We start from the raw sequence: 11,086 nt of genomic DNA on the forward strand, positions 1-11,086 counted from the left end.
CGTATTCCAGTACTGGGTGTGGGCCATACCGGTGAGAGTCTCGCCGCGCAAATCCAGATCGATACCGATGACATGGTTGTAGCCCGCGGTATCGGACGTACCCATGCGAGCAGCAAAACGTCCCGAGAAACCTCGTTCGGAGAACTTCGAGTCGTTCACCAGCGCCGTCAATTGATCGCCGAGTTTCGCCAGCACGGTGCCGTCGGCAGCGAACGTCAACACCAAGGGCATCTCGCCTTGATAGGTACTGACGTTGCCGTGCCATTGACCGATGAACGCAGTTGAAACAGGCGGCGTCGGCACCGGAGCCATCGCCGGCGGATTACGCTTCCAGCGAGGTAGCACCGAGCCAGCAACGATATCGGGCACGTCGAATGCAGCGGGCCAGGAAAGGTTGCTGACCGCGACGATGACGACGCCTTCTTCCGGCACCAAATACAACTGCGCAGAAACGCCGCTCATGCTGCCCGCGTGCCCGACAACTCGATAGCCAAACTTGTCCTGCACCAGGAAGCTCACGCCGAAACCGAACTCAGGCACACCGGGAATGGCGAGCACCGAACTGCGACGCTGCATTTCATCGATGGCCGCATCGCTCAGAATGGCCTTTTGATCCGCGTGATGCGCCTTGAGCTGAAACATGCCGAAGCGCACGAGGTCGTGAACGCTGGAGTAGATCGCACCGGCGGCCTCCGTATCCGAACTGTAGGCCGGCAACGGCAACCGATCGTCGCCATAGCGAACAGCAACGTTCTGCTGCTCCGACCCGACGCCAACGGAAGATCGCGTCATCGCTAGCGGTAGAAACACTTCGCGGCGCATGTACTCCGCGTAGCTCTCGCCGCTGACCTGTTCGATGATGTGACCGAGCAAACCGAAGCCGAGGTTGGAATACACCACGCGCTCGCCCGGCACGCGCAATAAATTGCCATAGCGAAGAATGACCTCGTCCATCGACGGCGGAACAATGGCTTCGTCGCGATAGAAAAATCGATGGTACGTTGGCAGTCCGGACGTGTGATTGGCAATCCGCCGCAGCGTCGCGCCGCTTGCATCACCAACGCGCGCCACGATCCGGGCGCCGGACAGATAGTCGTTAGCCGGCCGATCGAGATCGACTTTGCCGGCTTTCACCAGCGTCATCAGTCCCGTGGCAGTCAACGGCTTGGAGATTGACGCCACCGAGTACAGAGTCTGCGCGTTCGCCGGCAACCGTCGCTCACGGTCCGCCCAACCGAAACCTTCCTCCCAAAGAATCCGGCCATCCTTCGCCACGGCCACGGCGACCGACGGAACGGACAATTCGAGCATCCGCTCTCGAATCTGAGTTCGCGCGCCATCGAAACGATCAGCCGCAATCGCGGCGGCGCTGCTAACAACCAGCAGCGCCACTCCGGCCATCCAGCGAGTCACTACCAATCACCGTTAGTCAGGTACTGGTAATGCTGAGCATTGCGAACGTCGGCAGCTTCCAGCTCCGCGACATTGACTTTCAAGTTACGGTCGCCGGCCGACAACCGCATTCGTTCCTGCACCAAGCGCAGGTTACGCGGACCGTCGTAGATGCCTTTGATGGGCGGACTGACCAACCACTGACGGCGCGGCGTGAGGTAGATATATCCATCAGCCAAGTCGCTGAGCGTGTAGCCCTCGGGCCCACCACGTCTCTGCATCGGCACGTAGCCGTCCGTCAAACTCGGCACGGCGCCGAGCAGACTGCTCTTCAGATCGATGCCGAATTGCTTGCTACGAGAATCACCCAGCAGATCCTCCACCATCTGAGTCCGGTAGCGCGAGCCCTCATGCAACAGAACGGTGAATGCCCGCGAACCGATGTAGTCGTACAGCATGTTGCCGACTGTACGATGATGCCCTTGGACGCCATCCCAACCGCGTTCGATCAGAAAGCTGGTCGAGGTATGCATGGCGCCGGCATAGACCACGGCCTTGACGCCCTTGCGAATGAAATCCCGATCGATGATTTGCATCCACAGCTGATCGCGACTGTCCCCCTGACGTAGCGCTGCGATCATGCGCTCACGCACCTGCGGATCCCTGGCCTTCTCGCCAGGCCGAAGCTGCGACCAATCCTTGACGGTCGCCATGTCCGACTCATCGATGGCGGTGATCCGGAAGCGCGGCGCTTTGGGCAGCAGGCTTTGATTCAACTTCCAAGCCGCATGCAATACGTCGCGATAGCCCACATAGTTGAAGCCGGTGTCCAGCAACAGGAAGTTGGCCGATTCCTCATCGAAGCGACTGGCCGTCAACAACTTGTCGAGTTCGGCTTGATTGCGCGCATTGATGGGTTCGAACGCAAAGCCGATGCCAGCAGCGTGCAACCGAGGCAGCAGCGCTTGCAGGAAATCGGTGTTGTGGGCCCAGCCATGCGCCTCCCCCAGCAACACGATGTCGTGATCCTGGAACTTGCGAATGACGTAGTCCACCGGCGACTGCAGCGTCGCGCCGCTCTCGCGAGCGAAACGCTGCCGAAGCTGGTCGGTGCTGGTGGTGTAGCGCGTGGCGAAAAACTTCACCGGTTCGCCGTTGTCCTGCCCGGCGGCTAGCGCCGGGCAGAACTGCAGGGCTGCGAGCATCGTCACCGATGCCAGCAGCGAACGAACCCAAGTGTGAGCTGCGTTATCCAGGCGTCGAATGCAGCCGCCTGTTACTGCTACCACTTCGCCCGCACCACGGCCATGAACGCGCGCGGCTGTCCGTACCAATTTGCGTACAACGACGTGCCAACGGTCTGGTAGTAGGTTTTGTCGAACAGGTTGGTGACGTTCAGCGACGCCGTCCAATGGTCGTTGATCTCGTACTGGACACGAGCATTCGCCACAGCGTAGCCACCTTGAGCGAAGCGATACGGAATGCTGACGAATCCGCCCGTATCCGGATCCAACACACTCGCCGAGCCGCTCACATAGTTACTACTCTGCACATTCACGCCGGCGCCTACCTGCCACTGCGACAGCGATCCCGGCAGTTCGTAGTTGGTCCACACCTTCAACAGATGTTTCGGCGTCTTCGGCATGTAAGTGGTGCCTTGGCCGCTGGTGTAGCCGGATTTGTACTCGTTCTCGTTGTAGGTATAGCCGGCGAACAAATTCCATTGCCGCGTCAGCTGACCGTTCACTTCGACATCCAAGCCGCGGCTCTCCACCACACCGTTGCCCAGATAGCAGCACGAGCTGCCGTTGAGACCGTCACCTTCATAGAAGTCCAGCACCGCGTCGTTCTTGCGCTGGATGCGATAGACGGCAATCTGAGTCGCGGCACGGCCGTCGCCCAAGCCGCCTTTGATACCTAGCTCGAGCGACTCACCGACCACCGGATCGAGCGGCGACGGCGCGTCGGCCGGTCCCTGCAAATACGTAGCCTGCGACCGATACGACTCGGCGAAGCTGCCGTAAGCAGACCAATCTCTGTTGATGGTGTAGGTGAAGCCTGCGTACGGCGTCAGCACGCCGCGATCTTCGAACTCAGTGCGCAGCGAACTCGTCACGCCACCCGTTGTGTCGAGGAAGTCCAGTCCCCACTTGTATTCGTAATTGCTGTAGCGAGCGCCGCCGACCACGCGCAGAGCGTCGGTGATCGCCAGATTGACGCTGCCATAGATGCCGGTCTGACGTTGCGACGAAGTTGAATTGCGACTCGGAATGGCCGACAGCGCCGGCTGCCCGATCGAGCCGGGATCGAAGTTGAATGGATCGATGCTATTCACCGTCGGGTACACCCACACCGGCCCGTCGCTTTCGATGTCCTGCCAGTCGGTACCGAGCGCGACCTTGTGCTTGCGGCCGAACAGTTCGAACTGTCCTTTGATAGTCACGTCGAACAGTGTCTGCACCGGCGTGATGTGTTCTTCAGTGCCGTACATGGCACCGATCAATCCTGTCTCACGATCCACCGGCGAGTAGACGAACTCACGCATGTTGGTCATCTGCTGCTTGGTGCGTGTGGCATTCACCCGCAGATTCCAGTCCGAACCGAACTGCTGATCCACTCGCGCGAACAAATCGTTGGTGCGTGCTTTGAAGCGCGCCCAGTCGGGCACCAGGCTGGTCGATCGCGGCAACCGCAGATCGCCGCCATCGCTGTAACGTGGCAGACCCAAGCCGCCATAGGGCGTATCGCGCGAATCGTGAGTGCCGCCGAACGTCACCTTAGTCTGTTCAGCTACATCGGCTTCGATGATGCCGAACACCAGATCGCGGTTGCTCTGGCCGTTCTTGAGGTACGAGTCGCTGTCCTCGGTGACATAAACCATTCGGCCCCGCACGCGGCCATCGAAGCCGAGCGGGCCGGCTGCATCGAGCTCGCCGCGGTAGTTGCTCCAGCTGCCGGCCGAAGCGGCGAACTGAATCTGTGCCGTTTCCGTCGGGCGCTTGCGCACCAACTGGATCGTGCCACCCGCTTCACCGTTGCCGGAGAACAGCGCGTCTGCACCTCGCATCACCTCAACCTGCTCGTAGATGGCCAGATCGGGCAATTGGTTGTAGCCGAAGTCGTTGAAGACGAACGGCGCGCTGCCGTCGAGCTGCACGGTGTTGATTTCCAAGCCGCGCGAATAGAACTGGGTCGTGGAGAACGACACGGTCGACACTGTGATGCCAGTGGTCTGATCCAACGCCGCGGCCACGCTGTTCAAATTCTGCTGATCCAGCAACTCGCGAGAAATGACGGTGACCGATTGCGGTCTTTCGCGCACCGTATCGCCGGTGCGTGAGCTGAGAATCGGGTCTTCGATGGTGGTGCCAGTCACGACGATGGTGTTCTGCGCGAGCTCGTCATCGACTTCCGCCGTGTATGCATTCTGCGGATTCAGAAAGGCCAGCATCAATGTCGACAGCGACAACGTCCGCCACAGACCGGCGTGCGTTTCAGCAGCGCCCATGGGCTGTCCGCCAGGAACAGCCGTTGTATCGATGCGCGAGAGCACCACTGTGTGGTCATCGATGAATCGATGTTGTAGCCCCGAACCCGCTAACAGCGCAGTGATGGCATCGTTCGCAGTGAGCTGTGCACTGAGCGCCGGCGCCTGTAACTCTCCCACCAGCGATCTATCGATCAGAATATTGGTATCGGTCAGGTCGCCCACGGCACGCAGCGATTCCACCAGCGACTGTGCCGGCAGATCGAACGGCACGGTCGTCTGCGCATTGGCATTCAACATGGCCATGGAAAGCGTCGCGGCCACAGCCACGCGCGCCAGCGAATCAACGGAGCTGCAAATCATAGTTTTCATTCCCCAGACCGCGCGCTCCATCGCACGGAACAAAAGATTAAGAGTTGCTCGACAACTCCGTAAGACGCGGAGCATTCGAGCAACCCTCAGTTGCGTTTTGTTTGGGGGAAGAAAGTGTCGCTTATTGCCGCGCATTGGCATCGTCGTCACTGCCCGGCACTCCGAGTAGCGTGATGACGTCGCCGTCCACTGCGACTTGCAGTCCGTACGTGTTGGCAACCGCGTTGGCGAAATTCAAAGTATCGCCGGCACGGAAGATTCCTGTGATCTCGATGGCCGCAGCCCGCGGACTCTGCACCACCAGCCGCGTCTGGCTATAACGATTCATCTCGGTGGCGGCCGCCGCCAAGGTCACTTGATCCAGATTCACTCGACCGTTGCGCCACGCGGTGATCTTTTCCACCGGAGGATGGTCGATCACCGCAATGCCGTTCGACTCGGCGATGAGCCGCTCTCCGGCTGCCATGGTCACAGGACCTGCGCCGGCATCGCTGCTCTCACTCGCTTTGGTTGAGGTGACATTCGCAGCGTCGGTGCGAGCGACGGTGATGCTGCCCTCGATCAACGTCACCGCCAATTGCCGCGTCTCGTGTCTTACCAAGAAGGACGTGCCCAGCGCGGTAATGGTCCGATCGTCGGCACGCACTCTGAACGGCCATTGCGGCCCATGCTTGGCGACCTCGAACAGCGCTTCTCCGCGTTTCAACGTCACCAAGCGCCGTTCCCTGTCATAGTCGACGACCACGCGCGTATCCGTATTCAGATAAACGCGCGAGCCGTCTTCAAGAACCAACAAACGCTGCTCACCGACGCCAGTGGAAACACCCATCTGCTGCAGATACAAGAACACACCGAGCACAGCCACCAGCACCAGCGCCGCCACAGCCGCCGCCGAATACAAGAAGCCTTGTCGATAGCCCGCGCGCTGCCAACGACTGAGTTTGGGCGGCGCGCTCGGCGCAAGCGCACCCAACCCCTCCCAAGCCATCGACACCGTTTCAAATGCATGCCGGTGAGCGGCGTTCTCGGATAGCCAGCGCTGAAATCCTGCCTCGAGCTCCGTCGTGCGCTCCGGCGCACGCAATAACGCCAGCCACACCGCGGCTTCGCGGATCTGTTCTGAGGAGCACTTCTTGGTTGCTGCACGTTCCATGGTCAAAGCTCCAGCCACGCTTCGCCCAGAATGGCCATGGCCCGCGCCACATGCTTCTCGACGGCACTGACGGAGATATCCAAATGATCGGCGATTTGCGGATATGTCATGCCGTTGAGTCGATGCATCAGCAGGATTTCCCGAGCCCGCGGCCCGGCTTTGTTGAGCGCCCGATTGAGCGCCTCCAGCTGCTGCGTGCCTTCCAGGACTTGCTCCGGCCCCGGCCGCAGATCCGGCACCAGCAATTCCTCCAGCGGCTTGCGGGAATACAGTTGTCGATGTTCATCGCGCAGCGTGTCTCGCGACAGGTTCAAGGCAGTGCGGACCAGGAACGCTTCCGGTTCCCGCACTTCGCCGCCTCGATCCACATAGGACTTGACTCGTAAAAACGTTTCTTGAATCAAGTCCTCGGCATCCTCGCGACTGCGTCCGCGACGTCGCAACAGATACTTCACATGGGCAAAATACTTGAGGAAATCATCGATCACGCCAGCAAAGATGGCATACCGTTTTTGCTTTGCCAACGCTGCCGGCGGCCATAAAACCCAACTGAGGGTTTGCCCAAAGCTGCGCGTCTTGAGCAGCTGAGGGCGTCATTTCGCCCGCTGCCGGGAAAATACCCCCCAATCGCCCCGGACAGACGGCCCAAAGCGTATTACACTGCCCTCGCCCACGGTTATCGTTGGGACGTCCGCGCTGGCCCCTCCCCCACCCTGAAGAGCCCCTTGAACAAAACCCCAAATTACAAACAGCAGAAGAAACGTCGCGAAGAACAGCAGAAAAAGCGCAACGAAGAGAAGCAGCGCCAGCAGGCGGAACGCAAGATCGCCGATCCGCTGCCGCCAAAATCCTGAACCCGATGCGCGGATCGACCGTGTCGGACACCGCCCCGTCCGACCAGCAGGTCATTACAGCCACCCGGATTTGGCTGGAACGAGCGGTGATTGGCCAGCAACTCTGCCCGTTCGCGGCCGGCCCGCATCTCACCCATCGCATCCGCTTTTGTGTCAGTTCGCAGCGCTCCGGCGCCGGGCTGCTCGACGACCTGGATCGTGAACTGCAGGCATTGCAGGCCGCCGACCCGCTCGAGTGCGAGACCACGCTACTGATTCATCCTCAGGCACTCACCAAGTTTCTCGACTACAACGATTTTCTGGAGGAGTGCGACGCCCTGGTCGCAGAGCTGGGATTGGAGGGCGAGCTGCAGGTCGCCAGCTTCCACCCCCAATACCAGTTTGCTGGCACTGACGAGCACGACATCACCAATTTCACCAATCGTTCGCCCTACCCGATGCTGCATCTACTACGCGAAGCCAGCGTCGCGCGCGCGGTAGCAAGCTTTCCAGGCATCGATGAGATTGGTCCGAAGAATATGGACACCCTGCGTCGCTTGGGCCACGAGGGCTGGCAACGACTGTGGATTGACTCATGAAACTTCCCGCTGGCCTCCAGGAACTGCTCGATGAGGGCATCATCGATGCGGTCACCCGACAACTGAAAAGCGGCAAGGAAGCCTCGGTCTATGTAGTTCGCTGCGGCACTGAGACCCGCTGTGCGAAGGTCTACAAAGACATGGCTCAGCGCAGCTTTCAACGACGCGCTCAATATCAAGAAGGCCGAAAGGTGCGCGGCAGTCGTGACGCTCGCGCCATGGCGAAGAGCACTCGTTACGGCCGCAAAGAACAAGAAACCGCCTGGAAGAACGCGGAGGTGGACGCTCTCTACCGACTCACCGCCGCCGGAGTGCGCGTCCCGCAACCGTTTGGATTCTTCAACGGCGTGTTGATCATGGAGATGGTGACCGACGCGGACGGCGACAGCGCACCGCGCCTGGGTGAAGTCGAACTGTCACCCGAAGTGGCACGCAATTATCACCAATTTCTGATCGCCCAGATCGTGCGCATGCTCAGCGCAGGCCTCATTCACGGCGATCTATCGCAGTTCAATGTTTTGGTGGGCGCGCAAGGTCCCGTCATCATCGATTTGCCTCAAGCCGTCGACGCGGCTGGCAACAACAACGGCTTCGCCATGCTCGAGCGCGATGTAACAAACATCACTGAAACGCTCGGCCGATTCGCCCCCGAGTTGCTGGAGACCCGCTTTGCCGACGAAATGTGGGCGCTGTTCCAGCAAGGCGAACTCACGCCCGAGGCCGCGTTGACGGGTATCCACATCAAGGACGACACACCGGCGGATCTGGATCAGGTGGTGTCGGCGATCGAAGATGCCCGTTACCAGGAAATGGCCCGCCGCGAACGCGAGGCCGAGGCCGCTGGCTGAACTCGGCGCTGCCGATTCATTCCTTCAATAGACGAGCGACTGCGGCACAACGCTGCAGTTCGCGCCTCATTCTGTTGTAGCCGGCAGTGTTGGGATGCAGGCCGTCTTCCGAGAACATCGCATCGAGATGACCGGCTTCGTTCATCAGCACTCGGTGATAATCGATAAAGCCGAGCTGCCGCGACGCTGCAAACTCGGCTAACCACACGTTGATCGCGACGATGGCCGCCGGATCACGATGCACTGGATGAGCAAGATTTACCGGTGGAAGTGCACCGAGGCACAACACAACTCGCCGCGCTTGAGCAATATCAGCCATCGCGGTCACGTTACGAACTATTCTTTCTCTTGCACTCCCAGCGACGCTGCTGGCATTGCCCACATAGCTGCGTAGATCGTTGGTGCCACACAAGAGCACGATGCACGCAGGCTTCAAGGCAATGGCATCGTCTTCGAAACGTAACAGCATCTGCGAGCTGTTCTGGCCGCGGATGCCTCGGTTGATGATGGCGACCGACGCAGTCTGAAGCTCGGCCAGGTCCGTCCAGAACTCGGTGATCGAGTCGCCTAGAAATACCAGCCGACGGCGCTGGTCCTCGCCAGCAAGCAAAGTGAGATTGGCGTCGCGATACCAGGAGGTCTGCGCCAAGTCGCACTGCTGCATCATCCATTTCGCGGCAAAGTCTCGCAGCGTGTAGTCACCGATGTCGACACCGTCGCGAGGCGGGATCAGTAGCGATGCCTCGCCTCGCTCGGTTTTCTCAGCCGTCATGGCTATTCAGGGATTTATTTTTCAAAAATTAGCCGTGAAGCCCAAGGTGTAGCGCGTGTCGTTCACCGACGAAGCCGTCAACCGCGACCACGTTCCGTTGTATTGGCGCGTGATGGCCTTGTTCAAGTTGACAGCATCGAACGTGAGTTTGACCTTCTCCGACAACGACACCGACGCGGTGGCGTCGAGCTGGCCGTACTCATCTTCATACCGCGCCCCACCCAGAGTCGCACTGTCCACCGAAGCGAGGAACTTGCTGCGATAGGTGTACGCGATACGCACGGTGAACAAATCGTTCTCGTAATAGCCCACCGCGTTATAGCTGTCGCGCGACAGGTTCTGCAGCGGCAGCGTGCCGCCACCCAGAGGATTCAGGATGGGTGTTTCGCTGTCGGCATAAGTGTAGTTGGCCAACACACCGAAGCCATCGAACGGCGCCGGCAGGAACTTGAAGGCGTGTTGATAGCCGATCTCGAACCCTTCCACTGAGCCGCCCGTGCCATTACGAGGCCGATTCACCTGGAACAGTCCGCTCGGATTCACGGCCGTCGGCGGATAGCCATCGATGGTCTCGCTGCTGGTAGTCGAGATGACGAACGTGCTGATGTCCTTGCGATACAACGCCAGCGACAACAAGCTAGCCTCGGCCATGTACCACTCGATGGTAGCGTCGTACTGATCCGCCTCGATGGGCTTCAGATCCGGCGAACCCGCCGAGGCTGTAAAGTTGGTCAGCGACACCGTGATGCCTGGCGCGACATCGCGCAGCGCCGGTCGAGCGACGACTTTGGACGCCGCGAAACGTAACAGCACATCGTCAGCCACGCTGAATGAGATGTTGCCGCTCGGCAGCCAGTGCGAGAATGTCTTGGTCAACTCCGTCGGCGTGACGGTCGTGCCAGACGCGCTGGTGGCCACAGCGTTGCCACGAGCCGTGCGTCGCGTGGAAACGAAACGCACACCCAAGTTAGCGACGTAAGGCACGGAGAACAAATCGCCCTCGAAGTTCGCGCGCACATAGCCAGCCGGTGTTCGCTGATCCACGCTGCGCTCGGAAGCAGGAACTCGCGCCGGCGCACCCAACCCGACATCTGCCCGCGCTTGTGCGACCGACAGCACATCGCCGGTCAGGAAGCTCCGTGGGAAATTGCCGCTGGCTTCGGAATAGAAGTTGCCGCTGAGCTGATTGTTGTAGCTGACGGCAGGCAACTCATCCAACGTCACGATGCCATCGCCATTGCGATCGGCCACTGCCAACAAACTCGCCACACCCGGCGTGGATTGCGGGTCTTCCGATTCCAAGCGGATGTCTTCGTAGCGCGTGCCTGCTTGCAGGCTGGTGAGCGCACCCCAACCGGCATCGAAGGTCACGTCGAAGCGACCGTCATAGCCGCGATTCTCCGAGCGTGCCACGCCATCGAACACCGAGAACAGCCGGTACTGCGACGGGTCGTCGCGGTTGAAGTTTGAACTCAGCGTGTAGTCGGGGAAATCTCGGTTGGCGCCGAAATCGTAACTCACATTCACCGTGTTACCGGCTCTCGGCACGATCACATAGGTGAACGGCGCGCCTGTCGAGAGACCGGCCTGGTTCTCCGACCCTTCGCCGTGGCTGTACGACGCGTCGGCT

At 60.1% G+C, this 11,086-nt stretch carries 10 protein-coding genes; 3 read left to right on the forward strand and 7 right to left on the reverse strand.

All coding sequences use genetic code 11. The annotated features are described in order from the left end of the window. The 5 genes from JNL55_RS26965 to JNL55_RS26985 all read right to left on the reverse strand — a co-directional run. Window positions 1–1,413 (reverse strand): serine hydrolase domain-containing protein (locus JNL55_RS26965; protein ID WP_293861853.1); only part of this gene is annotated, 1,413 nt, incomplete at its 3' end. Then, window positions 1,413–2,597 carry a hypothetical protein gene (locus JNL55_RS26970; RefSeq protein WP_293861856.1) on the reverse strand — a complete coding sequence of 395 codons (1,185 nt, stop codon included), beginning with the start codon at window positions 2,595–2,597 and terminating at the stop codon, window positions 1,413–1,415. The genes JNL55_RS26965 and JNL55_RS26970, both read right to left, overlap by 1 nt. Before the next feature lie 77 nt (window positions 2,598–2,674). Further along, window positions 2,675–5,242, reverse strand: coding sequence for a TonB-dependent siderophore receptor (locus JNL55_RS26975; RefSeq protein WP_293861859.1), 2,568 nt, complete (start codon window positions 5,240–5,242; stop codon window positions 2,675–2,677). Window positions 5,243–5,372: 130 nt separating this feature from the next. Beyond that, complete coding sequence (locus tag JNL55_RS26980) at window positions 5,373–6,404, reverse strand: FecR family protein (RefSeq protein WP_293861862.1); 1,032 nt, start codon at window positions 6,402–6,404, stop codon at window positions 5,373–5,375. Between the two features lie 2 nt (window positions 6,405–6,406). Next, a complete protein-coding gene (locus JNL55_RS26985; protein ID WP_293861865.1) occupies window positions 6,407–6,928 on the reverse strand; it encodes an RNA polymerase sigma factor in 522 nt (173 codons plus the stop codon). Between the two features lie 201 nt (window positions 6,929–7,129). On the opposite strand from JNL55_RS26985, the gene JNL55_RS26990 reads away from it, so the two are divergent. Genes JNL55_RS26990 through JNL55_RS27000 form a run of 3 tightly spaced genes read left to right on the forward strand, consistent with a single transcriptional unit; the run spans window position 7,130 to window position 8,684 of the window. Then, on the forward strand, window positions 7,130–7,258 hold the full coding sequence (locus JNL55_RS26990; protein WP_293861868.1) for a hypothetical protein: 129 nt from the start codon (window positions 7,130–7,132) through the stop codon (window positions 7,256–7,258). 20 nt (window positions 7,259–7,278) lie between these two features. Then, window positions 7,279–7,836, forward strand: coding sequence for a DUF1415 domain-containing protein (locus JNL55_RS26995; protein ID WP_293861871.1), 558 nt, complete (start codon window positions 7,279–7,281; stop codon window positions 7,834–7,836). Further along, window positions 7,833–8,684, forward strand: coding sequence for a PA4780 family RIO1-like protein kinase (locus JNL55_RS27000; RefSeq protein ID WP_293861874.1), 852 nt, complete (start codon window positions 7,833–7,835; stop codon window positions 8,682–8,684). The genes JNL55_RS26995 and JNL55_RS27000 overlap by 4 nt, the downstream gene beginning before the upstream one ends. Before the next feature lie 16 nt (window positions 8,685–8,700). Here JNL55_RS27000 and JNL55_RS27005 read toward each other — a convergent pair whose 3' ends face one another. Continuing rightward, window positions 8,701–9,456 carry a GDSL-type esterase/lipase family protein gene (locus JNL55_RS27005; protein WP_293861877.1) on the reverse strand — a complete coding sequence of 252 codons (756 nt, stop codon included), beginning with the start codon at window positions 9,454–9,456 and terminating at the stop codon, window positions 8,701–8,703. A 21-nt stretch (window positions 9,457–9,477) separates the two neighbouring features. After that, window positions 9,478–11,086, reverse strand: a 1,609-nt coding sequence (locus JNL55_RS27010; protein ID WP_293861880.1) for a TonB-dependent receptor, incomplete at its 5' end; no start/stop codon positions are given.

This window comes from Steroidobacter sp., from assembly GCF_016790065.1.
Lineage (GTDB): Bacteria > Pseudomonadota > Gammaproteobacteria > Steroidobacterales > Steroidobacteraceae > Steroidobacter.

Bases quoted from the DNA above. Each gene is read 5' to 3' on its own strand.
- JNL55_RS26970 (WP_293861856.1), bottom strand. From the start codon at position 2,597: ATGCTCGCAGCCCTGCAGTTCTGCCCGGCGCTAGCCGCCGGGCAGGAC.
- JNL55_RS26975 (WP_293861859.1), bottom strand. From the start codon at position 5,242: ATGATTTGCAGCTCCGTTGATTCGCTGGCGCGCGTGGCTGTGGCCGCG.
- JNL55_RS26980 (WP_293861862.1), bottom strand. From the start codon at position 6,404: ATGGAACGTGCAGCAACCAAGAAGTGCTCCTCAGAACAGATCCGCGAA.
- JNL55_RS27000 (WP_293861874.1), top strand. From the start codon at position 7,833: ATGAAACTTCCCGCTGGCCTCCAGGAACTGCTCGATGAGGGCATCATC.
- JNL55_RS27005 (WP_293861877.1), bottom strand. From the start codon at position 9,456: ATGACGGCTGAGAAAACCGAGCGAGGCGAGGCATCGCTACTGATCCCG.